At 70.2% G+C, this 25,272-nt stretch carries 26 protein-coding genes and 1 tRNA gene; 17 read left to right on the top strand and 10 right to left on the bottom strand.

The window, feature by feature from the left end; translation table 11 throughout:
• Window positions 1–59: 59 nt before the first annotated feature.
• From ACWEOE_RS04230 to ACWEOE_RS04215, 4 genes are all read right to left on the bottom strand, one after another.
• Window positions 60–1,040, bottom strand: a complete 981-nt coding sequence (locus ACWEOE_RS04230; protein WP_452003711.1) for a ribose-phosphate diphosphokinase — start codon at window positions 1,038–1,040, stop codon at window positions 60–62.
• Window positions 1,037–2,530 carry a bifunctional UDP-N-acetylglucosamine diphosphorylase/glucosamine-1-phosphate N-acetyltransferase GlmU gene (gene glmU, locus ACWEOE_RS04225; RefSeq protein WP_452003708.1) on the bottom strand — a complete coding sequence of 498 codons (1,494 nt, stop codon included), beginning with the start codon at window positions 2,528–2,530 and terminating at the stop codon, window positions 1,037–1,039. The genes ACWEOE_RS04230 and glmU overlap by 4 nt, the downstream gene beginning before the upstream one ends.
• Window positions 2,531–2,578: 48 nt before the next feature.
• Entirely contained in the window at window positions 2,579–4,273 is a 1,695-nt protein-coding gene (locus ACWEOE_RS04220; protein WP_452003705.1) for a diguanylate cyclase domain-containing protein, read from the bottom strand.
• Window positions 4,274–4,375: 102 nt separating this feature from the next.
• Window positions 4,376–4,447: transfer RNA gene (locus tag ACWEOE_RS04215), tRNA-Gln, on the bottom strand.
• A 206-nt stretch (window positions 4,448–4,653) separates the two neighbouring features.
• On the opposite strand from ACWEOE_RS04215, the gene ACWEOE_RS04210 reads away from it, so the two are divergent.
• Window positions 4,654–5,616, top strand: coding sequence for an acyl-CoA desaturase (locus ACWEOE_RS04210; RefSeq protein WP_452003702.1), 963 nt, complete (start codon window positions 4,654–4,656; stop codon window positions 5,614–5,616).
• A gap of 47 nt (window positions 5,617–5,663) precedes the next feature.
• Here ACWEOE_RS04210 and ACWEOE_RS04205 read toward each other — a convergent pair whose 3' ends face one another.
• Entirely contained in the window at window positions 5,664–6,542 is an 879-nt protein-coding gene (locus tag ACWEOE_RS04205) for a LysR family transcriptional regulator (protein ID WP_452003699.1), read from the bottom strand.
• Window positions 6,543–6,621: 79 nt separating this feature from the next.
• Here ACWEOE_RS04205 and ACWEOE_RS04200 point away from each other — a divergent pair, with 79 nt between their 5' ends.
• From ACWEOE_RS04200 to ACWEOE_RS04190, 3 genes are all read left to right on the top strand, one after another.
• The gene (locus ACWEOE_RS04200; RefSeq protein ID WP_452003696.1) at window positions 6,622–7,449 is read left to right on the top strand and encodes an oxidoreductase; all 828 of its coding nucleotides are present in this window, start codon (window positions 6,622–6,624) and stop codon (window positions 7,447–7,449) included.
• Window positions 7,450–7,577: 128 nt separating this feature from the next.
• The gene (locus ACWEOE_RS04195) at window positions 7,578–8,168 is read left to right on the top strand and encodes a TetR family transcriptional regulator (protein WP_452004554.1); all 591 of its coding nucleotides are present in this window, start codon (window positions 7,578–7,580) and stop codon (window positions 8,166–8,168) included.
• A gap of 41 nt (window positions 8,169–8,209) precedes the next feature.
• Window positions 8,210–8,569 (top strand): nuclear transport factor 2 family protein, encoded by a 360-nt coding sequence (locus ACWEOE_RS04190; protein ID WP_452003693.1) that lies wholly within the window; start codon window positions 8,210–8,212, stop codon window positions 8,567–8,569.
• On the opposite strand, the gene ACWEOE_RS04185 is transcribed toward ACWEOE_RS04190, so the two are convergent.
• On the bottom strand, window positions 8,562–8,954 hold the full coding sequence (locus ACWEOE_RS04185; RefSeq protein ID WP_452003690.1) for an NUDIX hydrolase: 393 nt from the start codon (window positions 8,952–8,954) through the stop codon (window positions 8,562–8,564). The genes ACWEOE_RS04190 and ACWEOE_RS04185 overlap by 8 nt on opposite strands.
• Before the next feature lie 130 nt (window positions 8,955–9,084).
• On the opposite strand from ACWEOE_RS04185, the gene ACWEOE_RS04180 reads away from it, so the two are divergent.
• Window positions 9,085–9,804 carry an SDR family NAD(P)-dependent oxidoreductase gene (locus ACWEOE_RS04180; protein ID WP_452003687.1) on the top strand — a complete coding sequence of 240 codons (720 nt, stop codon included), beginning with the start codon at window positions 9,085–9,087 and terminating at the stop codon, window positions 9,802–9,804.
• A gap of 1 nt (window position 9,805) precedes the next feature.
• Here the strand turns inward: ACWEOE_RS04180 and ACWEOE_RS04175 are convergent, their stop codons facing one another.
• Together ACWEOE_RS04175 and ACWEOE_RS04170 are read right to left on the bottom strand one after the other, a co-directional pair.
• Window positions 9,806–10,321, bottom strand: a complete 516-nt coding sequence (locus tag ACWEOE_RS04175; protein ID WP_452003684.1) for a DedA family protein — start codon at window positions 10,319–10,321, stop codon at window positions 9,806–9,808.
• Window positions 10,293–10,886: a class I SAM-dependent methyltransferase gene (locus ACWEOE_RS04170; protein WP_452003681.1), complete on the bottom strand. Its 594-nt coding sequence runs from the start codon at window positions 10,884–10,886 to the stop codon at window positions 10,293–10,295. The genes ACWEOE_RS04175 and ACWEOE_RS04170 overlap by 29 nt, the downstream gene beginning before the upstream one ends.
• A gap of 131 nt (window positions 10,887–11,017) precedes the next feature.
• On the opposite strand from ACWEOE_RS04170, the gene ACWEOE_RS04165 reads away from it, so the two are divergent.
• From ACWEOE_RS04165 to ACWEOE_RS04125, 9 genes are all read left to right on the top strand, one after another.
• Window positions 11,018–12,163, top strand: coding sequence for a sensor histidine kinase (locus ACWEOE_RS04165; protein WP_452003679.1), 1,146 nt, complete (start codon window positions 11,018–11,020; stop codon window positions 12,161–12,163).
• Entirely contained in the window at window positions 12,160–12,807 is a 648-nt protein-coding gene (locus ACWEOE_RS04160) for a response regulator (protein WP_452003678.1), read from the top strand. The genes ACWEOE_RS04165 and ACWEOE_RS04160 overlap by 4 nt, the downstream gene beginning before the upstream one ends.
• 37 nt (window positions 12,808–12,844) lie before the next feature.
• On the top strand, window positions 12,845–14,020 hold the full coding sequence (locus ACWEOE_RS04155) for a PQQ-dependent sugar dehydrogenase (protein ID WP_452003675.1): 1,176 nt from the start codon (window positions 12,845–12,847) through the stop codon (window positions 14,018–14,020).
• A 308-nt stretch (window positions 14,021–14,328) separates the two neighbouring features.
• The gene (locus ACWEOE_RS04150) at window positions 14,329–14,967 is read left to right on the top strand and encodes a heme-binding protein (RefSeq protein WP_452003673.1); all 639 of its coding nucleotides are present in this window, start codon (window positions 14,329–14,331) and stop codon (window positions 14,965–14,967) included.
• The gene (locus ACWEOE_RS04145; RefSeq protein ID WP_452003670.1) at window positions 14,895–15,176 is read left to right on the top strand and encodes a hypothetical protein; all 282 of its coding nucleotides are present in this window, start codon (window positions 14,895–14,897) and stop codon (window positions 15,174–15,176) included. Before ACWEOE_RS04150 ends, ACWEOE_RS04145 begins: the two co-directional genes overlap by 73 nt.
• A gap of 165 nt (window positions 15,177–15,341) precedes the next feature.
• Window positions 15,342–15,860 (top strand): FAD-dependent monooxygenase, encoded by a 519-nt coding sequence (locus ACWEOE_RS04140; protein ID WP_452003668.1) that lies wholly within the window; start codon window positions 15,342–15,344, stop codon window positions 15,858–15,860.
• A 24-nt stretch (window positions 15,861–15,884) separates the two neighbouring features.
• A complete protein-coding gene (mfd, locus tag ACWEOE_RS04135) occupies window positions 15,885–19,448 on the top strand; it encodes a transcription-repair coupling factor (RefSeq protein WP_452004551.1) in 3,564 nt (1,187 codons plus the stop codon).
• Between the two features lie 89 nt (window positions 19,449–19,537).
• Complete coding sequence (locus ACWEOE_RS04130; protein ID WP_452003666.1) at window positions 19,538–20,410, top strand: helix-turn-helix domain-containing protein; 873 nt, start codon at window positions 19,538–19,540, stop codon at window positions 20,408–20,410.
• 29 nt (window positions 20,411–20,439) lie between these two features.
• Window positions 20,440–20,604: a DUF397 domain-containing protein gene (locus tag ACWEOE_RS04125; RefSeq protein ID WP_452003663.1), complete on the top strand. Its 165-nt coding sequence runs from the start codon at window positions 20,440–20,442 to the stop codon at window positions 20,602–20,604.
• Here the strand turns inward: ACWEOE_RS04125 and ACWEOE_RS04120 are convergent.
• Window positions 20,588–20,989 carry a hypothetical protein gene (locus ACWEOE_RS04120; protein WP_452003660.1) on the bottom strand — a complete coding sequence of 134 codons (402 nt, stop codon included), beginning with the start codon at window positions 20,987–20,989 and terminating at the stop codon, window positions 20,588–20,590. The genes ACWEOE_RS04125 and ACWEOE_RS04120 overlap by 17 nt on opposite strands.
• Window positions 20,990–21,086: 97 nt before the next feature.
• On the opposite strand from ACWEOE_RS04120, the gene ACWEOE_RS04115 reads away from it, so the two are divergent.
• From ACWEOE_RS04115 to trpC, 3 genes are all read left to right on the top strand, one after another.
• Window positions 21,087–22,106: a hypothetical protein gene (locus tag ACWEOE_RS04115; protein ID WP_452003658.1), complete on the top strand. Its 1,020-nt coding sequence runs from the start codon at window positions 21,087–21,089 to the stop codon at window positions 22,104–22,106.
• Between the two features lie 8 nt (window positions 22,107–22,114).
• Window positions 22,115–23,029 (top strand): MazG family protein, encoded by a 915-nt coding sequence (locus ACWEOE_RS04110; protein WP_452003655.1) that lies wholly within the window; start codon window positions 22,115–22,117, stop codon window positions 23,027–23,029.
• A 514-nt stretch (window positions 23,030–23,543) separates the two neighbouring features.
• On the top strand, window positions 23,544–24,338 hold the full coding sequence (gene trpC / locus ACWEOE_RS04105) for an indole-3-glycerol phosphate synthase TrpC (protein ID WP_452004549.1): 795 nt from the start codon (window positions 23,544–23,546) through the stop codon (window positions 24,336–24,338).
• Here trpC and ACWEOE_RS04100 read toward each other — a convergent pair.
• The gene (locus tag ACWEOE_RS04100; RefSeq protein ID WP_452003653.1) at window positions 24,328–25,260 is read right to left on the bottom strand and encodes a zinc-binding dehydrogenase; all 933 of its coding nucleotides are present in this window, start codon (window positions 25,258–25,260) and stop codon (window positions 24,328–24,330) included. The genes trpC and ACWEOE_RS04100 overlap by 11 nt on opposite strands.
• Window positions 25,261–25,272: the final 12 nt, after the last annotated feature.

Genomic DNA, 25,272 nt, shown 5'->3' with positions numbered 1-25,272 from the left:
ACAGTTTCGCCGCCGGCGGACCGAAATCCGCCGGCGGCGAAACCGAAAACCCAAAAACCTCAGGCCGCGCCGTCGAACAGCGACGTCACCGAGCCGTCCTCGAACACCTGCTGGATCGCCTCCGCCAGCATCGGCGCGATCGACAGCACCGTCAGCCCCGGGAAGCGCTTCTCCTCCGGGATCGGCAGGGAGTTCGTGACGATGACCTCGCGCGCCTTGCACTGCGAGAGCCGCTCCGTGGCCGGGTCGGAAAGGATGCCGTGCGTGGTGGCGATGACGACGTCGGCCGCGCCTTCCTCGATCAGCGCCTCGGTGGCCTTGACGATCGTGCCGCCCGTGTCGATCATGTCGTCGATCAGGACGCAGAGCTTGCCCTGCACCTTGCCGACCACGCGGTTGGCCACGGCCTGGTTCGGCTTGTCCGGGTCACGCGTCTTGTGGATGAACGCGATCGGCCGGTCGCCCAGCTGCTGCGCCCACTTCTCCGCCAGCCGGACCCGGCCGGAGTCGGGCGAGACGACCGTGATGTCGGCTTCGCCGTAGGTGGCCTTGATGTGGTCGGCCAGCACGGACTGGGCCATCAGGTGGTCGACCGGGCCGTCGAAGAAACCCTGGATCTGGGCGGTGTGCAGGTCGACCGTCATGATCCGGTCGGCGCCCGCGGTCTTGAACAGGTCGGCGATGAGCCGGGCGGAAATGGGTTCGCGGCCCTTGTGCTTCTTGTCCTGTCGGGCATACGGGTAGAACGGCATGACCACCGTGATCCGCTTGGCCGAAGCACGCTTCAGCGCGTCGACCATGATCAGCTGTTCCATCACGTACTCGTTGATGGGCGTGGTGTGCGCCTGGATCACGAACGCGTCGGTACCGCGCACCGACTCCTCGAACCGCACGAACAGCTCGCCGTTGGCGAACGTGTGCGCGGTCTGCGGAGTGATGGTCACGTTGAGGTGCTTGGCGACCTCTTCCGCGAGCTCCTGGTGCGCCCGGCCGGAGAAGAGCATCAGATTCTTCTTCGGCGTACCTGACTTCGGACTCATGCTGGCGACTCCCCGTCGTTTCCTGCTTCCGACACGGACACGGCGGTGTCCTCACTCGCGGCGAGCGCGGCTTCCGCCGCTTCCGCCGCGGGCGTGCCCGGCCTGCGCCGGACCGCCCAGCCCTCGACGTTGCGCTGCGGCGCCGCCGAGAGCGCAAGTGCACCAGGCGGCACGTCCTCCCGGATCACCGCACCCGCTCCACTGTAAGCGCCGTCACCGATCCGCACCGGTGCGACCAGCGTGTTGTCGGCCCCGAGCCGCACGTGGGAGCCCACGACGGTGTGGTGCTTGTTCACCCCGTCGTAGTTCACGAAGACGCTGGAACAGCCGATGTTGCTGTGGTCGCCGACGGTCGCGTCGCCCACGTAGGTGAGGTGCGGCACCTTGGTGCCGGTGCCGATCTGCGCGTTCTTCGTCTCGACGAACGCGCCCAGCTTGCCCTTCGCGCCGAGCTTGGTGCCGGGCCGCAGGTAGGTGTACGGGCCGACGTTCACGCCGTCGCCCAGCTCCGAGTCGTCGGCGTGCACGCGGACCACGGAGGCCCGCGCACCCACCACGACGTTCTTCAGCGTCGTGTCCGGTCCGACGACCGAGCCCTCGCCGATCGAGGTGGTGCCCTTGAGCTGCGTGTTCGGCTCCAGCAGCACGTCGCGCGAGAGCGTGACGTCCGCCTCGATCCACGTCGTGTTCGGGTCCGTCACGGTGACGCCCTCGCGCTGCCAGCGGCGCACGATCCGTCGGTTGTACTCGGCGCCCAAGGTCGCGAGCTGCACGCGGTCGTTCACGCCCTCGGTGACCCATGGGTCGTCGACCACGAGCGCGCCGACGCCCTTGCCGTCGTGGTGGGCGATGCCCAGCACGTCGGTGAGGTAGAGCTCGCCCTGCGCGTTGTCCGTCGACAGCCGCGAGAGGCCGTCGGTGAGCACGGCGGCGTCGAACGCGTAGACGCCCGAGTTGATCTCGGTGATCTCGTGCTGCGCGGGCGTCGCGTCCTTGTGCTCGACGATCGACTGAACCACGCCGGCGTCATCGCGCACGATGCGGCCGTAGCCGGCGGGCTCGGCGACCACGGCGGTGAGCACGGTGACCGCGTTGCCCGAGCCCGTGTGCTCGGCCAGCAGCGCGGCGAGCGTCTCGGTGTCGAGCAGCGGCACGTCCCCGTAGCTCACGAGCACGGTGCCGGTGAGGCCGGCGGGCAGCTCGTGCAGCGCGCACGACACGGCGTGACCGGTGCCCTTCTGCTCGGCCTGCACGGCCGTGGTCACCTCGCGGCCCAGCACACCGCCGACGCGCGCGAGCTCGGCCCCGACCGCCTCGCGGCCGTGACCGATCACCACCACCAGGTGTTCGGGTTTCAGACCGGCCGCGGCGCGGACGGCGTGTTCCACCAAGGGGCGCCCGGCGATCGGGTGCAGCACCTTCGGGGTGGACGAACGCATGCGGGTGCCCTCACCCGCGGCGAGGATCAGCGTGCTCAGCGGGCCGCTCAACGAGACTCCCAACAACGATTCACCGGCTCGTTCCGACGGGCAACGATCCTACGTGGGCTCCTCGACGCCCCACGAGGGGTCGGCCGGGATGCTCTCCGCGGGCCAGCTCGCGCCGGCGTCGCCCGCCATCGAATTGGCGGAGGCGACCTGGTTGCCGCCCCCACGTTTTGCTTCGTACATCGCCGCGTCCGCGCGCGCGAGCACCTGCTCGGCCCGCTCCTGCGGCCGCAGCGACACCAGCCCGATGGACAGGGTGACGCCGTGCGAAAGGTGGTGCGGCAGCTCGGCGACGGACTTCACCGCGCGCCCCAGCGCCATCTTCGCGGCCGATGCGGGCGCGCCGGGCAGCAGGACGATGAACTCGTCGCCGCCGTAGCGCGCGACGACGTCGTCGCCGCGAAGGGCATCACGCAAAGTGCTCGCGATGACACGCAGCACGTTGTCGCCCTCGGCGTGCGACTGCTTGTCGTTCACGCCCTTGAACCCGTCGAGGTCCACGAGCCCGACGGCGAGCGGCTGGGCGTCGGCCGACGACGCGAGCGCGCGCAGGCGCTCGTCGAGCGCGCGGCGGTTGGGCAGGCCGGTGAGCGGGTCCTGCAACGCTTGTTGCGTGATCGCACCGTGTTCGGCCGAGAGCCGTTCGTGTTCGCGGCGCGCGTTGAGCGTGGCGATCTGCGATTCGCGCAGCGTCCACATCTCGCTCTCGAGCGTGGTCGCGTAGTCGATCAGCGACCGGCCCGCGCCCGACGCGTGGTCCGGCGCGGTGTCGAGGCGCGCGAGCTCGCGGGCGATGTTGAGCCGCATCGACGGCTGGGAGATGTCCTCGGACATCGCCTTGCGCGTCTCCCGCAGCACGTCGAGCGCTTCTTCACGGCGCCCGGCCCGGTCGAGGCAGCGGGCGAGCGCGATGGCGACGATTTCCTGCTCGTGCGGGAAGTGGTGGCCCTGCTGCATCCGGCGCAACCGGTCCACTTGCTCGGCGGCCGGGTTGTGCAGCGCCAGCGCGGCGGCGAGCACCCCCACCTGGTCGACGGCCGACACGCCGGCCTTGCGCGGGAACAGCGACTCGGCGAACGGGCCCTCGGCCGCCACCGCCATCGACGCGGCGGTGCGGAACTTCTCGGCCGCCTCGTCGTACTGCTCGATGCGCTCGAGCCGCAGGCCCCAGCCCAGCAGCATCTTCACGCGGTTCATCAGCTGCAGCGTGATCTCGTGGGGGCTCGCGCTCTCGCGGATCGCCTGGTGGGCGCGCCCGATGACCTCTTCGGCCGCCTCGTACACCCCGAGCTGGTTGAGCACGATCCAGCAGTCGATGAGCGCCATCGACTGCATGCGGTTCCAGTTGCGCACGCCGACCTGGCGGTCGGGGATCGTGGAGTCGTCGAGGATCGCGAGCGCGCGGGCGATCTCGGTGAGCGCGGCGTCTTCCTGCGCGGCCAGCACGAGCCGGCGTCCGCGCAGCGCGTGCGCGTCGGCCCGCAACAGCGACAGGCCGTGGCGACGGGTGTGGGCGAGCATTTCGTCGAGCCGCGGCTCTGCTTCCGCCGCCAGCCCGCGTGTGACCAGCCGCGCGAACGCCGAGGCGCGCAGCAGCTGCGCGACCAGCGTCGGTTCGCCGCGGCGCAGGGTTTCCTCGAGCAGCCCGTCCATGATCCCGACGATCTCGAGCTGCTTGTCGAACTCCTGCCGCTGGACGGCGGCGATCAGCTCACGCGCGCGGCCCACCAGCCACGCATCGGACATCTCGACCAGAGTCGGACGCCGGGCGGTTCCGGGGTCGATCGCTTCGTCGCTCAGCCGCCCCACACCCCCTAGACGCTCCGGCTCGGGTTGGTCACTCGTCTGCTCCGCCGCCAGGATTCGAACCTGAACTGTCAGAACCAAAATCTGAAGTGCTGCCGATTACACTACGGCGGATCGATCCTGGTCAGGATAGCGATGATCGGCGACAGTGGTGGCGGGAGGGTGAAGCGCCCGCGCCCGGGGTACTCCTCAGGGTGAACCGCACCGGAGCGGAACGGACATTTCAGGCCTCCACAGGGCTCGAAACCTCCTGTACCGTAACTTACGGCATCGTAGGTTAGGTCACCCTTCGCAGGGGCTCGTAGGAAGAAGTGAACTGTATGACGGCCACCCTCGACCGTTCCCAGCCGACTGGAGAGCCACCGGCCCCGAAGGGCCCCAAGCCGATCACCGAAGGCCAGCGTGGCATCGGAGTGCAGCTGTCGGTGTACTTCGGTGTGCTCGCGCCGCTGGTGGCCCTGCTGGTCGCCGTGCCCTTCGCGTGGGGCTGGGGGCTGACGTGGGTCGACGTCGCGCTGTTCGTGGTGTTCTACGGGATCAGCGGCCTGGGCATCACCGTCGCCTACCACCGGTACTTCACGCACGGTTCGTTCAAGGCCAAGCCGTGGCTGCGCGTGGTGATGGCCATCGCCGGCAGCATCGCCCTGCAGGGGCCCGTGATCACCTGGGTGGCCGACCACCGTCGTCACCACGCGTTCTCCGACCGCGACGGCGACCCGCACTCGCCGTGGATGTTCGGCACCTCGCCCGCGGCGATCGCGCGCGGCTTCTGGCACGCGCACATGGGCTGGCTGTTCGAGCGGGACAAGACCAACCAGGCCCGCTTCGCGCCCGACCTGGTGAAGGACAAGGCCATTCAGAAGGTCGACGACCTGTTCTGGCTGTGGTCGCTGCTCTCGCTCGCCCTGCCGGCGCTGCTGGGCGGACTGATCACATGGTCGTTCTGGGGTGCGCTCACCGCGTTCTTCTGGGCCGGGCTCGTGCGCATCTGCGTGCTGCACCACGTGACCTGGTCGGTCAACTCCATCTGCCACATGATCGGCGAACGCCCCTTCGCGGCGCGTGACCGCTCGGCCAACTTCTGGCCGCTGGCGATCTTCTCCTTCGGCGAGTCCTGGCACAACCTGCACCACGCGGACCCGACGTCCGCCCGCCACGGCGTGAAGCGCGGCCAGATCGACATGTCGGCGCGGCTGATCTGGATGTTCGAGAAGCTCGGCTGGGCGCACGACGTGCGCTGGCCGACTCCGCAGCGCCTGGCTCGGATCGCTTCCGAGGGCTGAGTTCGGTTTTCTCGCGGACCACCGGTTGCCGGTGGTCCGCTTTTCTTTCACGGCTCTTGCGTGGCCAGCCGCGCGGCGCGCGCGTAGCCCTGCACGAGCGCGCGGGTGTCGTCCGCGCGCCAGGCCAGGGCCAGGCGGCTGGGTGACACGCCCCGCACCGGCAGGGCGACGACGTCGCCGCGGGTGAGCAGGGGCGCGTTGCCGGCGGCGATGAGGCAGACGCCGCGGCCGTCGACGAGGGCCTCGTAGGTTTCGTCCGCGCTGCTGATCTCGCCGCCGATCACGGGCGCGCGGCCGCCTCGCGCTTCGGGGGCGAGCCAGTGGTCGCGCAGCGGGCCGGCTTGGGCGGGCAGGGCGAGGAACGGTTCGTCGATCAGGTCGGCGAAGTCCACTGCGGACTGTCCGGCGAGCCGGTGGCCGGCCGGCATCGCGACGAGCCGCGGTTCTTCGGCGACCACGACCCAGCGGTAGGGGCCGGGCACGGGGAGCCAGACGAAGGCGACGTCGGTGGACCCGTCGGCGAGGCCCGCGGTGGAGTCGTGCCAGCCGATCTGGCGCAGGGTGAGCCGGGCGTGGGGGTGCTCGGCGGTGAACCGCGACCGGATGGCGGGCAGCAGACCGCCGCGGCCGGGGCTGGTGCTCATGCCGACGACGAGCTCGGTTCGCGCTTCCTTCAAGGCGTTCTCCGCCGCGGCCCACGCGGCGAGCACGTTCCGGGCATGGGGCAGCAACGCCTTGCCGGCGGCTGTCAGCCGGACCTCGCCGCGGTCGCGGTCGAGCAGGGCCGTGCCGAGCTGGCGTTCGAGCACGCGGATCTGCTTGCTGAGCGCGGGTTGTGACACGTAGAGCCGCTCGGCCGCGCGCGTGAAGTGGAGCTCTTCGGCGACCGCGACGAAGTAGCGCAGGTCGCGCCCGTGCACGTCCATAACCAAGGGTTATCACGGCAGGTCTTGGACCCGCGAGCGAATTTCGCGCAGGGTTGGTTACGGCGAAAGGAGCGATGACATGAACAGGGTTTGGCTGATCACCGGCGCGAACAGCGGCTTCGGCCGCGCGCTCACCGAGGCCGCCGTGACGGCGGGGGACGTGGTGATCGCGGCCGCACGGCGCCCCGAAACGCTCGCCGACGTCGTCGCCGCGCACCCCGACCAGGTGGAGGCCGTGGCGCTCGACGTCACGGACGTCTCCGCCGTGAACGCCACCGTGTCCTCCGTGATCACCCGCCACGGCCGGCTCGACGTGCTCGTGAACAACGCGGGCCGCAGCCACGTCGGTGCGTTCGAGGAAACCACCGACGCGGAACTGCGTTCGCTGTTCGACGTGCACGTCTTCGGCCCCGCGGCTCTCGTCCGCGCCGCCCTGCCCCACATGCGGGCCCGCCGCTCCGGCGCGATCGTGCAGATGAGCAGCATGGGCGGCCAGTTGTCGTTCGCGGGTTTCTCGGCGTACAGCGGCACGAAGTTCGCGTTGGAGGGCCTCTCGGAGGGCCTCGCCGACGAGGTGGGCCGGCTCGGGATCAAGGTGCTGATCGTGGAGCCGGGCGCGTTCCGCACGGGGTTGTGGGGCAGCACGAGCCGCAGCCTGGAGGAGATCCCGGACTACGCCGACTCGGTCGGCCCGACCCGGCGGCTCGTCGTCGACGCGGACGGCACCCAGGCCGGTGATCCGGCGAAGGCCGCGGCGGCGATCCTGGTGGCGTTGGACGCGCCGGAGACGCCGCTGCGGCTGGCGCTGGGCGGCGACGCGGTGGAGGCGATCGGCGCGCACCTGGATCGGGTGCGGGCGGATTTGAGCGCGTGGGAGGAGACGGCGCGGGCCACGGCGTTCTCCTGACTCCGCCGCCGCGACCGCCTGCGGCTACCCTCCTGCCCATGGCGGGGCGACGACGAGCGAAGCGCGAAGCAGCGGCAGCCACCGGCGTGACGGGCGCCCGACCGGCCGCGCCGGCCACGCGCGTCCGCATGACGGGCAGCGAACGGCGGCAGCAGCTGCTGGCCGTGGCGCGCGCGTTGTTCGCCGAAAAGGGTTTCGACGGCACCTCGGTGGAGGAGATCGCCGCCCGCGCGAACGTCTCGAAACCCGTGGTCTACGAACACTTCGGCGGCAAGGAGGGCATCTACGCGGTCGTCGTGGACCGCGAGACCCAGCTCCTGCTCGACCGCATGGTGAACACCCTCCACGGCGGCCACCCCCGCGTCATGCTCGAACAAGCGGCGATCGCCCTGCTCAGCTACGTCGAGGACTCCCACGACGGCTTCCGCATCCTCGTGCGCGACTCCCCGGTGGCCAGCTCCACCGGCACCTTCTCCACGGTCTTGAACGACATCGCCGGCCAGGTGGAACACATCCTCGCCCAGCAGTTCGCGGCGCGCGGGTACGAGGAGAAGCTGTCGGCGTTGTACGCCCAGGCGTTGGTGGGCATGGTGGCGCTGACGGGACAGTGGTGGCTCGACGCGCGCAAGCCCAAGCGGGATGAGGTGGCGGCGCATTTGGTGAACCTGGCTTGGAACGGACTCTCGCACCTGGAGAACAAGCCGCGGTTGCTGGGCTGAGTCACTTGCTCGAGCCGTCGAGGTGCTTGACGATCAGTCCCATGAAGACGTTCCGCGAAGCCATCGAGACCCGTGACCTCGACGCCGCCGTCGGGTTGTTCGCCGAGGACGCCGTGTTCCGGAGTCCCGCGGTGCATCGGCCGTACCAGGGGCGGGGGCAGGTCGAGGCGATCCTGCGGGCCGCGCTGGCGACGTTCGAGGATTTCCGCTACGAGCGCGAGCTCACCGACGAGCACGGGCACGCCCTGGTTTTTCGCGCGCGCGTCGGCGATCGCGAGGTGGAAGGCTGCGACTTCCTGCACACCAACGAAGCCGGCGAGATCGACGAGCTCGTGGTGATGGTCCGACCGCTGTCTGGCCTCACGGCGCTGGCGCAGGCGATGGCGGAGAAGCTCAGCTGAGCCGCCCGCGCGCCCGCAGGTCGTCGAAGATCAGTTGCGTCGTGGACGACACGCGGGCGCGGTCGGCGTAGGTCAGCCAGCCGAAGGAGGCGATCTCGCTCGACGCCGCCAGCGTGCCGGTGCAGGAGGCCGTGTAGCACGTCATCCGCACGATCGTGCCCGCCGCGCGGCCGTCCGCCTGTGCTTCCCACACGCCGGCCGGCCGCAGCGACGCCGGGTCCAGCGCCACCGATAGCTCCTCCGCGATCTCGCGCACCAGCGCCTCGGTGTCCGACTCGCCCGGTTCGCGCTTTCCGCCCGGCAGGTACCAGGTGGACTTGCCCGACGACACCGCCGCGAGCACCCGGCCGTCCACCACGTGCAGCCACGCGATCTTGTTGATCATCCTTGTGCCGCAAGGGTTTCGGCGGTGTGGATCCGCGTCGTCGAAGCGGCGTTCAGCTCAGTCATACGGCGGATCCTAGGCCTGGCCCGGTACGGTCGGTGTTCGTTCACTGGGGAAAGGGTCTTTACCAATGACACGGCAAGTAGTGATCACCGGCGGGGGCACCGGCATCGGCTACGCCATCGCGGCCGCGTTCGCCGGGCACGGGGACAAGGTGACGATCACCGGCCGCCGCGAGGGTGTGCTCACCGAGGCCGCGGCGTTGCTCGGCGCGCGGGCGGTGGTGTTCGACGCGGGGGACGCCGCGGCGGTCGAGGCGGCGCTGCCGCAACTGCCCGACCGGATCGACGTCCTGGTCAACAACGCGGGCGGCAACACCGATTTCCTGCGCGACGACAGCGAGGACCTCGCCACGCTCGATGCCGCGTGGACGGCCAACTTCCGGGCCAACCTGTTCACCGCGGCGCTGGTCACGTCGGGTCTGCGCCGGCGGATCGTGGACCACGGCCGGATCGTCACGATCGGCTCCATCGCCGCGCACACGGGCGCCGGGTCGTACGGCTGGGCGAAAGCGGCCGTCGAGACGTGGAACGCGGACCTCGCGCGGTTCCTCGGTCCGCGGGGGATCACGGCCAACGTGGTCGCGCCCGGGCTGATCGTCGACACGGAGTTCTTCCACAGCAAGCTCACCGACGAGCGCCGCGCACGGCTGGTGGCCAACACGATGACCAACCGCGAGGGACGTCCGGAAGACATCGCGGAAACGGTGACGTTCCTGGCGAGCCGAGGTGCGGGCCACATCACGGGACAGGTCCTGCACGTCAACGGTGGCGCGTTCGTCAGCAGCTGAGTCACAACGCCGGAGCCGCAACCCACCCGGCCGCCTGACCGGCCAGCAACTCCACCCCCGCCCACACCACCGCGGCACAAACGCTGCCCGCCGCGAATCGCCGGTACGGCAAGCCCGCCGAGCCGGCGATTCTCGGCACCAGCGTCCGCACCCCGGCCAGGCACCGCCCCGCGACCACGGCGGGCACGCCGTACCGCGCCACCACCGCCTCCGCCCGATCCCACCGCGCCGCGCCGATCCGCCGGCCCAGCCGCGAAGTCCGCAGCCGCGGCCCCAGCACCCGCCCTTCCCAGTAGGCCAGCTGATCGCCGGCCACCGCGGCGCACACGCACACCACCAGCGCCACCCACAACGTCAACGTCCCGCGCTGCACCAGGAACCCCATCATGAGCAAAGTGGACAGTGTCGGCAGCACGATCCCGGGCAGCAGAGCCGTTTCCGCGACCACGATCAGCCCGCAGACGACGTAGACGACGACGGCCGGCGCGTCAAGAAGCGGCCGCAGCAGGCTGGTCACGCGAGGTTCCGAGGTGGCAGACCGGCAGCGCCGCTCGGTAGACGTACGCGGGCGGCAGGTTCCGCCACACCACGCGCGTGCGCTCGACCACCGAAAACCGGCTCCGCAGCAGCCGGGCGAAGCGGCGGGCCGAAGGCGTCCACGCGGTGTGGGCGTAGGCGAACGTCGTGAACCGGCCGTGGGAAGTCAAGGCCGTGCACACGGAATCCAGCACGCGCGTCTGCCGCGAAGCCGGCATGGCCGTCCACGGCAGACCGGAGATCACGACGTCACACGGTTCGGTCAGCGTCTCCGCCGAGCCCTCCACCACCGAAACCGACGGGAACGCGTGCCGCAGCGAAGCCACCAGGCGCGGGTTGATCTCGACGGCGACGAAGGCGGCGGACGGTGGCAGCACCGCCAGGATCGCGGCCGTGAACACGCCCGTGCCCGGCCCGAGCTCCACGACGGACGCCGCGGACTCCAGCCCGAGGTCGCGCGTCACGGCGGTGGCCAGCGAGCCCGAGCTCGCGGCGATCGCGCCCGTCAGCATGGGGTGGCGGAAGAACTCCGTGGTGATCGACATGTTTCGAAGCTAGGGACGGCTCCCGTCGCCGCGGATCGGCCGAACGGCCCGAGGAGATCGTCCCATCGGAGGACCGGCGGCATACCGCGGAAGGACGCGGCACCCGGCCGGAGCACGTTAGCGTCGAAGGCGTGCGAGGACTGGTGGTGTGGGTGCGCAGGCGGCGCTGGACGCTGGACCTGCCGCTGTATGCCGTCTTCCTGCTGCTCGGCCCGAACATCGCAGCCGCGCGGTCGTGGTCGCTGCAGCTGGTGCCGCTGGCGTTCCTGCTGCCGCTGCTGGTGCGCCGCCGGTTCCCGCGGACGACGGCCGTGCTGATCGTCGCCGGAGTGGTCGCGGTCTACACCAACGAGGTGTGGGCCTACGACCGCGGCCGCAGTGAGCTGGCGATGGCCGTGGTGCTGTTCACGCTGGTCAAGAAGGGTGATCGGCTCTTCGGGGCCGGCATCGCGGCGGCCGTGCTCGTGCTGGAGTTCGAGTGGGGCTTCACGTGGGGTGTCTCCACGCAGAACCCGACGCTGACGATCATCGGTGTGCTGCCGCTGCACGTCGCGGCGTGGGCGCTGGGTGAGTTCTTCCACGCGAAGGAGCAGCTCACCGACGAGGAATCGCTGCGCGCCGAGCTCGCCGAATCGGAGCGGCAGGCGCAGGCGCGCGCGGCCGTCGCCGAGGAGCGCACACGCATCGCCCGCGAGCTGCACGACGTGCTGGCCCACAGCATGAGCGTGATCGTGCTCAACGCCGAAGGCGCGAAGCTCGCGCGCCACCACGACCCCGAGACCGTGGACCGCACGCTCGACACCATCGGCCGCACCGGCCGCACCGCGCTCGCCGAGCTGCGGCGGCTGCTGGAGGTCATGCACGCCGGCGAACCCGCGCGCACGCCGCAGCCGACGCTCGGCGAGCTGCGCGCGCTCGTGGAGCAATCCGGGCGTGACGTCGGGCTCGAGGTGACCGGTGACGTCGCCGACCTGCCGGCCGGAGCTGCGCTGCAGGCCTACCGGATCGTGCAGGAAGCACTCACGAACGTGCTCAAGCACGCGCCCGCCGACGCCACCGCGCGCGTGCGAGTGGAGTTCACGCGCGCCGAGGTGCACGTCGAGGTGACGAACACCGGCGGCAGGCAGCCGGTCGCGGCCGGGCTGCCGTCGTCGGGGCGCGGGCTGGCCGGCATGGCCCAGCGCGTGGAGCTCTACCGCGGCAAGCTGGACACGGGCCCGCTGCCCGACGGCGGGTTCCGCGTGCGGGCGACGTTGCGGACGGGGGAGCCGGGATGACGTCGGTGCTGATCTGCGACGACCAGGAGCTGGTGCGCGTCGGCCTGCGGATGATCGTCGACAGCCAGCCGGACCTCGAGGTCGTGGCGGAGGCGGGTGACGGCGCCGCGGCCGTGGCGATCGCGCGCGAGCGGCGGCCCGACCTGGTGCTGATGGACGTGCGCATGCCGGTGCTCGACGGCGTTGCCGCCACCGAGCGGATCTGCGGCGAGCTGCCGGACGTGCGCGTGCTGGTGATCACGACGTTCGACCTCGACGAATACGCGTACTCGGCGCTGCGCGCGGGCGCGAGCGGTTTCCTGGTCAAGGACGCGCCGTCGGACGAGATGCTGGTGGCCATCCGCGGCGTGCTGCGCGGCGACGCGATGGTGTCGCCCTCGGTCACGCGGCGGCTGCTCGACCGCTACCTCACCTCGCGCCCGGTCGCCGCGCCGCAGCTGGACGCGCTCACCGAGCGGGAGAAGGACGTGCTCGGGCTCATCGCGCGCGGCCTGTCGAACGCCGAGATCGCGGGCAAGCTGTTCATCGGCGAGACGACGGTGAAGACGCACGTCGGGCGCGTGCTCGCCAAGCTGGGCCTGCGTGATCGCGTGCACGCGGTGGTGTTCGCCTACGAGTCGGGTCTGGTCCGGCCCGGCGAATGAGACGCGAACGTACGATTTGTCGGGCATGCTGGACCGTATGCGCAAGCCCGGAGTCGTGCTGGCAGTGGTCGCGGTGTTCGCTGCGGGGTGCACGGGGGTGGCCTCGCCGGCACCGCCGCTCACGAGCGCGCCCTCGTCGACGTCGGCCGGTGGCTTCCGCGTCGAGACGGTCGCCGGCGGCCTCGAACACGGCTGGGACGTCGGTTTCCTGCCCGACGGCTCGCTGCTCGTGCCCCAGCGTCCGGGCAAACTCGCGCTGATCCGGTCCGGGCGGGCGATCGACGTCCGCGCCGACTTCTCCGACGTCCTCGTGCGCGGCGAAGGCGGGCTGATGGGGCTGGTCCTCGCGGCGGACTTCGCGTCCTCGCGGGAGTTCACCACGTGCCAGACGCACCAGGAAGGCGGTCGGGCCGTGGACGTCCGCCTGGTCACCTGGCGGCTCGCCCCGGACGGCGTGAGCGCCACGCGGGTGCGCGACCTGCTCACCGGCCTGCCCGTGAACCCCAGCGGCCGCCACTCCGGCTGCCGCCCGACGCTGGCCCCGGACGGCGCGCTCCTCGTCGGCACGGGCGACACCGCGCGCTCCACGCTCGCCCAGGACCGCCACAGCCTCGGCGGCAAGGTGCTGCGGCTCGACGCCAAGACCGGGGAAGCGTTGCCGGACAACCCGTTCTTCTCCTCGGCGGACCCGGTTGAACGCCGCATCCTCACGTTCGGCCACCGCAACGTCCAGGGCGTCGCCATCCGCCCCGGCACGGGCCAGATCGTCACCTCCGAACACGGCCCCACCTTCGACGACGAGGTCAACCTCATCCAGCCCGGCCGCAACTACGGCTGGGACCCGTCGAAGGGCGGCACGGACTCCTCGTACGACGAGAGCGTGCCGATGACTGACCTAGAGCGTTTCCCGGACGCGGTTCGTCCACTGTGGACCTCGGGTGACATCACGGAAGCCACCTCGGGAGACGCGTTTCTGACCGGGCCGCAATGGGGGCCCAACGAGGGTGCCTTGGCTGTCGTGGCGCTGAAGGGGCAGAAGTTGTTGCTGCTTCACCTGGACGCCTCGGCGCACGTGACGGGCGTCACGCTGCCGCCGGAGTTCTCCGAGCACTTCGGCCGCTTGCGCGCGGTCCGCTCGGCCCCCGACGGCAGCCTGTACGTCACGACGTCGAACGGTTCGGACGACAAGCTGCTGAGGGTCACGCCGGCCTAGTCACAACTATTTCTTGTGGCTGAAGTTCTGTCCCGTGTTACTTGAACCAGTCAACGCTTCGCGTCCGTGTCGTCGGTGTCCTGTCCGACGACGTGAAAAGGGGTGAGGTCATGATCGGCGACCCTGACTGGAACCGTTGAGCGCCATGGGATCCGCGGAATCCGGCCCGTTGGGCCATTCCCGGCTTCCCCAGGTGACGGTCCACTAGCTCGAACGAGTGAACCCGTGAACCTGGGCAAGCCTTGATTCCGTGACCGCAACGGGTCCCCGGACACGGGGATCCGTTGCCACGGAAAGGAAGTTCCGCCATGACCGCTCACGTTTTTCGCGCCGGCGCCCCCGCCGACCCTGCGACGCTGCACTTCCTGCGCGAGCTCACCGGCCGCTGGATGGGCCGCGGGTTCAACCTCATCGCGCGCCCCGACCAGCACGACAAAAAGCCGTTTTTCCTCGAACTGAACTCAACGCAGGAGACGCTCGAGTTCGAGCCGATCGGCGCCCCGGTGCCCAACCGCGGCTCCGCCCAGGACGACATCTTCTTCCGCGGCCTGCACTACAAGCAGCAGATCAGCGACGGCGTCACCGGCGGCGCGCTGCACTTCGAGACGGGCCAATGGATCGACGTGCCGGCCACCACCTCGCCCGCCGCCCCGGAGACCGTGGTCCGCATGGCCACCATCCCCCACGGCGACGCGCTCCTCGCGCAGGGGCAGCCACTGAAGGTGAAGGGCGGCCCGCGAATCGACGTGGCCGACTCGACGCCCATCACCAAGAGCACGGGCAAACCGGACACCAACGCGCAGTATCTGGCGCCCTTCACGACCACGCCGCTGCCCCCGGGATTCCTTCTGGCGCGATTGCCAACCCGAACCTGGTGCTCACCGAGGCGATCAAGAACCAGACGATCACCGAGACCACCGTGCTGCCACTGTCCACAACGGACGTGATCGGCGGCTCGGCCGGTGGTGTCCAGAACATCCCGTTCGTGGTCACCAACGCCAACGTCGTCAGCATGACGGCGGTGTTCTGGATCGAGAAGGTCGCCGACCCGCTGCTGGGCGAGTTCCTGCAGCTGCAGTACACGCAGACGATCATCTTGGATTTCCTGGACATCCTGTGGCCGCACATCAACGTGGCGACTTTGGTGAAGCAGTGACGTGGTGAAGCAGTGACGTGGTGAAGCAGTAAAGTGGTGAAGCGGTGGAGACGTGACGCGGTGAGGCTGTGTCGCGGTGAAGCACAAGTGAAGCCGTGACGCCGCGAAGCCTTAATACGTGAAGCCTGAAGCCGTGAAGCAGAGACGTCGGCTGAGTGAGCCGCGGTGCGCGCGCAGTTGTCCACAACTCCGGTCTGCTGTGGACAACTGCGCCGATCGCCGGTGCCGGCTGGTGGCCAGGGGCGCAACGTCGGCCTCGGCGACGCGATGAACCTCGGCTGGAAGCTCGCCCTCGTCGCCCCCGGGCGAGCGCCCGAAACACTGCTCGACACCGACACCGCCGAGCGTCGCCCCATCGGCGCGTGGGCCCAGCGCTGGAGCATGGCCCAGACCGCCCTCAGCCAGGCCCGGGGCGCCCGCGCCGACGCGCTCCGGGAAGTCTTCACCGACCTCCTCGACACCCCCGACGGCGCCACCCACGTCGTCACCAAGATCAGCGGCACCTGGCAGCACTACGCGGAAGGCGACAACCCGCTCATCGGCCACCGCGTCCCCGAGCAGCCGCTCGCCGTCCTCATCCGGCCCCACGGTCACGTCGCCTGGGTGACCGTCGGCGAGATCGACCAGCGAGACCTGCGGCCCGCCCTGACCACCTACCTGGGGCACCCCGCCCCCGGGACGTAGTCTGGGGGAGTGACCGACGCTCCACTGTCCGGACTCCTCCAAGCCATCCTTCCCGACCCCGCCCTGCGCGGGGTCGTCGAGCGCGCGGGCGCCCCGCTGCTCGAGCTGCAGGGCGCCGTCACGGCGCGGCAGCTGGTCGCCGCCGCGCTCGCGGAGAGCGAAGCCGCAGGTGGGGCGGGCCGCCACGTGCTGGCGGTGACCGCCACCGGGCGGGAGGCCGATGAGCTCACCGCGGCCCTCGAAGCGCTGCTCGGCCGTGAGAAGGTCGTCGACTTCCCGTCGTGGGAGACGCTGCCCCACGAGCGCCTCTCGCCGCGCGCCGACACCGTCGGCCGGCGCCTGGAGGTGCTGCACCGGCTGCACCAGGGCGACGACGAGCTGAAGGTCGTCGTCTCGACCGTGCGCAGCCTGATCCAGCCGATGGCTCCCGGCCTCGGCTCGCTGGCGCCGATCGACCTGGTCGTGGGTGAGGAGCAGAGCTTCGAAGGCCTGCTGGAGCGCCTCGTCGAGCTCGCGTACGCGCGCGTGGACATGGTCGAGAAACGCGGCGAGTTCGCCGTGCGCGGTGGCATCCTCGACCTGTTCGGGCCCACCGCGCAGCACCCCGTCCGGGTGGAGTTCTGGGGCGACGAGGTCAGCGAGATCCGCGCGTTCGCGGTGTCCGACCAGCGGTCGCTGCCCGGCGAGATCCAGCGCGTCACCGCGCCGCCGTGTCGCGAGCTGCTGCTCACGGCCGACGTGAAGGCCAAGGCCGCCGAGCTGGCCGTCACCTACGAAGCCGACGCGCAGCTGGCCGAAATGCTCACCAAGCTCGCCGACGGCATCCCCGTCGAAGGCATGGAAGCCCTCATCCCCGTGCTCTGCGCGGGTGAGCTCACCCTGCTCACCGACGCCCTGCCGCGCGGCAGCCACGTGCTGCTCGCCGACCCGGAGAAGATCCGCGCCCGCGCCGCCGACCTCGTGCGCACGGGCCAGGAGTTCCTCGAGGCGTCGTGGACCACGGCCGCGGCCGGCGGCCAGGCGCCCATCGACCTCGGCGCGTCGGCCTACCGCGACCTCGCCGAGATCGCCGAGCACGCGCAGGACACCAAGCGCCCCTGGTGGACGATCACCCAGCTGAGCAGCGAAGACCCCGACGTCTACCGCGTCGGCGTCGAGGCCGCGCCCGCCTACCGCGGCGAGTTCGACCGCGCGATGACCGACCTGCGCGCCCACGTGGCCGCGGGCGGCACCGGCGTGCTGGTGGTCGCGGGCCACGGCACGGCCGCGCGCGCTGTCGAGCAGCTCACCGCGGCCGAAGTGCCCGCCGCGCTGGCCGGCGAAGGCATCACCGAGGCCCCGCGCACCGGCCTCGTCACGGTCACCTGTGGCGCGCTCGTCGACGGGTTCGTCTCGCCCGAGCGCGCGCTGGTGGTGCTCTCGGAGGCCGACCTCACGGGCCGCGGCGCCAACGCCGGAACGTCCACAAAGGACCTCAACGCCAAGATGCCCTCCCGGCGGCGCAACGCCGTCGACCCGCTGGCGCTGAAGGCCGGCGACTACGTGGTGCACAACCAGCACGGCATCGGCCGCTTCGTCGAGATGGTGCAGCGCACGGTCGCCGGCGCCACGCGCGAGTACCTGCTGCTGGAGTACGCGTCGTCGAAGCGCGGCCACCCGGGCGACCGCCTGTTCGTGCCCACGGATCAGCTCGACGAGGTCTCCCGCTACGTCGGCGGCGAGCTGCCCACACTCAACAAGCTCGGTGGCTCCGACTGGAAGAACACCAAGGCGCGCGCGAAAAAAGCCGTCAAGGAGATCGCGGCCGAGCTCGTGCAGCTCTACGCCGCCCGCCAGGCCGCGCCCGGCCACCCCTTCGGCCCCGACACGCCGTGGCAGGGCGAGCTCGAAGACGCCTTCCCGTTCCAGGAGACCAACGACCAGCTCGCCGCCATCGACGAGGTCAAGGCCGACATGGAGCGCGGCGTCCCCATGGACCGCGTGATCTGCGGCGACGTCGGTTACGGCAAGACCGAGATCGCCGTGCGCGCCGCGTTCAAGGCCGTGCAGGACGGCAAACAGGTCGCCGTGCTCGTGCCGACGACACTGCTCGCGCAGCAGCACCTCAACACGTTTTCCGAGCGCATGCAGTCGTTCCCGGTCACCATCAAGGGCCTTTCGCGGTTCACCAACAAGGCCGAGTCCGACGTGATCCTCGAACAGCTCGCCGACGGCGAGGTCGACATCGTCATCGGCACGCACCGCCTGCTGCAGACCGGCATCCGCTACAAGGACCTCGGCCTCGTGATCGTCGACGAGGAACAGCGCTTCGGCGTGGAGCACAAGGAACACATCAAGGCGCTGCGCACCCACGTGGACGTGCTCACCATGTCGGCCACGCCGATTCCGCGCACGCTGGAGATGTCGCTCGCCGGCATCCGCGAGATGTCGACCATTCTGACGCCCCCCGAAGACCGCCACCCGATCCTGACGTACGTCGGCAGCTACGACGACAAGCAGGTCGGTGCCGCCGTCCGCCGCGAGCTGTTGCGCGACGGCCAGGTTTTCTACGTGCACAACCGCGTTTCGTCCATCGAGAAGGCCGCTCGCCGGATTCGCGAGCTGGTGCCGGAAGCCCGCGTGGTGACCGCGCACGGCCAGATGAACGAGGACAAGCTCGAAAAAATCATCCAGGGCTTCTGGGAAAACGAGTACGACGTGCTCGTGTGCACCACCATCGTCGAAACCGGCCTCGACATCTCCAACGCCAACACCCTCATCGTCGAACGCGGTGACCTGCTGGGATTGGCCCAGCTGCACCAGCTTCGCGGCCGCGTCGGACGTGGCCGCGAACGCGGTTACGCGTACTTCCTGTACCCGCCCGAGTCGCCGTTGACGGAAACCGCCCACGACCGCCTCGCGACGATCGCCCAGAACACCGAGCTGGGCGCCGGCATGGCTGTGGCCATGAAGGACCTGGAAATCCGCGGCGCCGGCAACATCCTCGGCGCCGAACAGTCCGGCCACATCGCGGGCGTCGGCTTCGACCTGTACGTGCGGTTGGTCGGCGAAGCGGTCGAAGCCTTCCGCCGCCACGCCGGCGCCGAGCCCGCCGAAGACGAGGAACTCGCCGAAGTCCGCGTTGATTTGCCCGTGGACGCTCACATCCCCCACGACTACGTCGAGGGCGAGCGCTTGCGGTTGGAGGCCTACCGCAAGATCGCGGCCGCCCCGGACACGGCTGGGTTGGACGCCGTGCGCGAGGAACTCATCGACCGCTACGGCCAACCTCCCGCCCCGGTCAACCGCCTGCTCGCGGTGGCGGCCTTCCGCCACACCTGCCGCGCGGCGGGCGTCACGGAGGTTGCGGTGCAGGGCAACACGATCCGCTTCGCACCCCTGCCGCTCGCGGACTCGCAGATGGTGCGCCTGAAGCGGCTCTACCCGAAGGCGACGTACAAGGCCATCACGAACACGGTCTCCGTCCCCAAACCGACGGAAGGCCCCGCCGGTGGGCGGATGGGCGCGCCGACGCTGCGGGACCAGGAGTTGCTGGACTGGTGCGCGAAGCTGCTGACGCAACTGACGAAGACGCCCGCTGCGGTGTGAGGTGTACACAGCTGGAAACGGCCCGACGTTCGGGCGAACTACCAGCCGAACCCTGGAGTGGAACCGGTTGCGGCCTTACCGTCACCTGTGTGCATGATCGCTTCTCGACTGTGCGAGGCCGCCAACTCGGTGTGCGTCTGCGCGAGCTGATGGAAGAACACCACTGGGGTGTGCGGGAAATGGCGCGCCGGCTGGACTGGCCGCCCACCCGCATCTCCAACATGTTCAACGCGCGGCGTGGCAGCAAGTACATCGATGTGGTCAAGATGCTCGCGGTCATGGGCGTGGTCGGCGACGAGGCGGACGAGATCTATGCCCTCTGCGAGGGCATGGACAAATACGGCCTTGTCGAATCTCCATTGGACCGCCGCCGGAGACGGTTGCGGACCTTGGAGAACTTCGAGGCCGAGGCTGCATCCATCTTCGCCTTTCAGGCGAACCTTATTCCTGGCTTTATGCAGACCGAGCGATACTGCCGGGCGCAGATGGAGTCGTCGGTAAACCTGCAGGACGATCTCGAAGGCTATGTCAACCGGCGCATGAAGCGCCGCGATGTCCTCGACCAGTCGCGGATCAAGTTCGAAATCTTCCTGCACGAGTTCATACTGCGGCTCGACTTCGGCGGCCCTGACCTCATGGCGGAGCAGCTCTACCACCTCCTGCGGCTGGCGGTGCGCCCGAACATCGCGATCCGCATCGTGCCTGCCTCGGTGGGCTGCCATGTGGGGGTGGGAGGCAGCTTCAAATTGCTCGAATTCGAGGAAGTGGATCCGGTGGTCTACATCGACACCGAGGCGGTGAACCTCTTCCTCGAAGACCCCGAAGAGATCGCCATGTACCGCAATGTTTGCCGGGGCTTGAATGAGCAGGCGCTGAACGAGACCGACTCGAAGCAGTTCATCACCGATCTCGCGGCCGAGCTTTATCCAGCAACCGAAGAAGAGATACAGCTCCAGTTTTGAGGGGCCTCGCCATCCAGGAGCGTAATCGCGTGCCGAGCCAATGGTGCAAGAGCAAGCACAGCAGCCATGGCGGTGACTGCGTCGAGGTTGCGAGAGGTCGCGAAGTTCTGGTCCGGGACACCAAAGACCGCGAGGCCGGCCACATCACCCTCCCTGCGGCTGCTTGGCGTGAATTGCTCAGCCGGTTGAGCTGAGCTGGAAGGTGGGCGGCTCACCTGTCGCCAGCCGTAAACGGACTTCCTCTTTCGGCGTACGCACCGCGCCCGCACCGGCCATCGGCAGGGGCCGCGGCGTGCGGGGCACCCGGGCGCCCGCGCCGCCGCCCCGGCCGTTGTACACAGCCAGCCCGCGATCCGGATCCGGCACGGCGTCCAGGGCTGCCGTAACAGCCGCGAGCGAGCGGAACCGGTCCCGCTGCGCTGAATCCGCGAACTCGATCTCCAACGTCACGCTCCAGCGGTGCACGTGCCACGTCCACTGCGAAGCGCCATGGGTCACTGCGGCCTCGGTGAGGTTGTCGCCGTGGGCGCGTTGCCAGCTGCGCGCGGAGAACTCCCCATCGAAGACCTCGATCGACAACCAAGAGTCCATAAGTCGACAATATCGCCGAACGGACCTCGATGGTGTTGCGTTTCGGGGGCGGACGTGTGAGAGGGTATGGCCTGTGATGCGGATCATGGGTCGCTCTGGTGCCGGGAAACGGACCAGCGCGCTGGCGGGTGTCGTTGCCGGTGGTCTCCTGCTCGCCGGGTGCGGCGCCGGCCCGAGCCAGGTGACGACGGCAGCGGTCATCGACGGTCAGGTCACCACCATCGACCAGGTCCAGGACCTGATCGACAAGACCGTGCAGGAGCAGCCGTACGCCCAGCAGCTCGCCGCGCAGCACAAGCTCGACCTGGTGGGCCGGGAGATCGTGCGCCAGCAGCTGTTGCACGTCGTGGTGCAGAAGGCGGCGCAGAAGGAAGGCCTCGTCGCCGACCAGGCCACCATCTCCGCCGCGCTGGCGCAGGGAGACCCGCTCGCGGGGCCCATGCCGGAGAACCTCGCGCAGGACCAGCCCGCGGCCGTCACGCAGCTCGTGCAGCGGGCGCGGGACCACCGCGAAGCGCTCACCGACGCGTACCTGGAGCAGCAGCTCGCGGTGAAGTACCTGCCGAAGCTGTCGGTCACGCTCGACTACGTCGTGATCGGCCAGCCGACGGCCGAGGGTGAGGCGTCGTCGCTCGACCCGGCGACCGCGCGCGCCGAGGCGCTGGCCAAGGCGCAGACGTACGCGGCCGATCCGGCCGCCGTGCAGGCGGACCTGACGAAGGGCGCGCAGGGCAACGTCGGGGAGCCGCTCGCAGCGCTGTCGTCGCCCGCGGACGCCGGATCGGTGTTGTTCGGCTCGCAGCCGAACACGGTCATGGCGTTCCAGCCGAACCCGACCCAGGTGCCGAGCGGCTGGATCGTGGCCGTGGTGAAGCAGCGGTCCACGGACAAGCCCGTCTCCACGGACCAGCCCCAGCAGCCGACGCCGGACCAGGTCGGGGCGATCGGCGTGCGGATGTTGCAGCCGTACGTGAGCCAGGTCGACTACAAGATCAACCCGCGCTACGGCGTGTGGGACATCGTGGGCATGGACCTCGCGGCCAACGCGAACAGCCTGCAGGGTGTCGTGCTGCCGGTCCGGGGCAGTGCTCCGGCTCAGCAGTGAATGCAGCAGTGAACGGGCCGGTGGTCGTCGTTGCCCACGGGGCGACCATCCCGGCCGAAGCGGCCGGTCTGCTGCGGGGCGCCGCGGTGTACGCGGCTTCGGACGTTGATGCCGCCCAGTTCGGCGTGCCCCCGGTTCCGGCCGGGATCACGGGTGACTTCGTGCTGATCACGGCTTCTGCCTCTGCACCGGAAGCGGCCGCACTGGTGGCCAAGGGTGCCCGCGTGCTCGAGGCGCCCGTGGCGCCGCTCGTCGAAGCCGCCGAGGTCATGGGCCGCCTGCGCTCACCCGGCGGCTGCCCGTGGGACGCGGTGCAGACGCACGAAACGCTGCGCCAGTACCTCGTCGAGGAGACCTACGAGCTGCTCGAGGCCATCGAGGACAACGACCGCGAAGCCCTGCGCGAAGAGCTCGGCGACGTGCTGCTGCAGGTGCTCTTCCACGCCCGCGTGGCCGCCGAGGACGCCACCGACCCGTTCACGATCGACGACGTCGCGCGGGCCCTGGTGGCCAAGCTCGTGGGCCGCCACCCTCACGTGTTCGCCGACGGCGCGCACGTGGCCACGGTCGACCAGCAGAACCTGAAGTGGGAAGAGCTCAAGCAGGCCGAGAAGCAACGTCGGTCCATTGTGGACGGAGTCGCGCTCGGTCAGCCCGCCGTGGCGCTGGCCGCAAAACTCGGCCAACGCAGTGGCCGCGCCGGCATTCCCCTCGACCTGTTCCCGGCCGGCTCCACCCCCGCCGAGCAGCTGTTCCGCACCGCGGCCACGGCCCGCCGCGCGGGCACCGACCCCGAGGACGAACTGCGGGCCGTCGCGAAGCAGTTCGCCCGCGACATCCGCGCGGCGGAGCAAGCAGCGCGCGACGCCGGCGTGGAACCGTCGACCCTGGAAGCCGACGGCTGGCGCAAGTTCTGGCCGTGACCGGCGTTCAGCCGTTTCTACTCGGGCCGACTGCGCGTTCGGCCTGAGTGTCCGCTCCGGCGCTTGTGGGCGGGTTGTGTGTCGATCAGCATTTCCGCCGACCGTCCAGGCGCCGATGGCGTCGCCGGTGGGAATGCACGCTTGTTTGGCGGACCACGGCGGGCGATCCGACGAGGTGCCAGTCAAATTCGCCACAAACCGGTGGTTGCATTCGAGTGCTCCCTGTCCGGTGCAGACGCCAACGGGCGATGTTCGATCCGCCCGTCCTGCGGTCGACGCGATGTAATCGCCAGTGCTCTCCGCTTCCCGCCAACCGGCCTGGCCCGCTCGCTCCACGAGCCGTGAGCCACCGGAGCAATTTCTGTCTACAAAGGACCGCTCCTGTCGGTTGGAGCGCGGCCGGTGCACCCTTGCCGTGGTCCTTCTCATGGTGATCACCACCACGCTCGCGTGCCTTCTCCGAACCGAAAGCTGAAGATGAGGGCGAGCCGTCGTGAGGAGTGCTGTCATGGGTTTGGGTGTGCTGAAGGGCATCATCGAAGGTGTCCGCGAGGACCTGGAGGACCGCAAGCGCACGACGTCGCTCGCGGATCTGCAGGCCAGGGTGCGTGATCTGCCGCCGACGCGGGACCCGTTGCCCGCGTTCCGGGCGCCGGGCGTGTCGATCATCGCCGAGGTGAAGCGCAAGAGCCCGAGCAAGGGCGCGCTCGCCGACATCGCCGACCCGGCCGCGCTCGCGGGCCAGTACGAGCAGGGCGGCGCGGCCGCCATCAGCGTGCTCACGGAGCGGCGCCGGTTCGGTGGCTCGCTGGCGGACCTCGAAGCAGTGCGGACGCGCGTCGACGTTCCGGTGCTGCGCAAGGACTTCATCGTCGAGCCGTACCAGCTGTGGGAGGCGCGGGCGTTCGGGGCGGACCTGGCGCTGCTGATGGTGGTGTCGCTGCAGGGTTCGCTCCTCGGCGACCTGCACGGCCTCGCCGTGGAGCTGGGCCTGACGCCGCTGGTGGAGTCGCACACCGTTGAGGAGCTGGAGCGCGGGGTCGCCTCCGGTGCGCAGGTGCTGGGCGTCAACGCGCGCGATCTCACCACCCTGGAGGTCGACCGGACCGTGTTCAAGGAGCTCGGCCCGCAGATCCCCGCCGATCGCGTGCGCGTGGCCGAGTCGGGCGTGGCCGGCCCGGGTGACGTCGCGGAGTACCGCGGCTGGGGCGCGGACGTCGTGCTCGTCGGCGAGGCGCTGGTGCGCTCCGGGGACCCGGTGACGTCCGTCCGCGACTTCATCCGGACGGCCAACGAACCTACGGCTTGAGCACGATCCGGCCGAAGACCTCGCCGTCGTCCATCTTGCGGTGGGCGAGGGCGGCCTGATCGAGCGGCAGCACCTCGTGGACGACGGCCCGGAAGCCGGTGTCCTCGAACTGCCGCTCGCGCACGGCCTGGCGGTCTTCGAGCGCCACCGTGTCGGCGCTGAAGGTGACGAACGACAGCGACCGGCGGAAGTTCTGCAGCAGCTTCGCCGCGAAGTCCGCCGGGGGCATCCCGCCGACGACCCCGACCACGACCAGGCGGCCGTTGGGCCGAAGCCGGTCGAAGAAGCCGGGCAGGTGCTCGCCGGCGATGAGGTCGAGGATCACGTCGTACTGGCCGTCGCCGGTGGCCTGCCGGTCGAGGATCTCGGTGGCGCCGAGGCTCCTGAGCCGTTCGCCGCGTCCTGGGCTGGACGTGGTCACGGCGACGGTCTCCGCTTGACCGCTGACCAGCTGGACCGCCGAGACCCCGATGCTGCCCGCCGCGCCCCGGATCAGCACGGACTCGCCGGGCCGGAAGTGCGCGTGGGCCAGCGCGAAGTGCGCGACCGGTCCCGACGTGCCGATGGCGACGGCGTCCTCGCTCGAGAGCGTGTCCGGGATCGGGAGCAACTCGTCGGCCAGCGCCCGCTCAGCGTAGCCGCCGCCGGTGCCGGTCAACGCCCACACGCGCCGGCCCTTGAGCGCCCGGTCGACGCCCTCGCCGACCGCGACGACCGTGCCGGCGACCTCGCTGCCCGGGATGTGGCCGGGCCGGAAGCCGTAGCTGCCGAGCGTGCCGCGCCGGATCACGGCGTCGACCCCGCCGACACCGATGGCCTCGGTCTCGATCAGCACCTGCCCGGGGCCGGGCTCCGGCTCGTCGACTTCGACCACCCGCAAGCCCTCGGGCGGCCCGAACTCTTCGATCGCGACTGCTTTCACCTGCGTGTTCTC

The organism is Amycolatopsis sp. NPDC004368 (assembly GCF_053602515.1).
The sequence above is the reverse complement of the archived record's forward strand: the minus strand, read 5'-3'. Positions and strand labels throughout refer to the sequence as shown.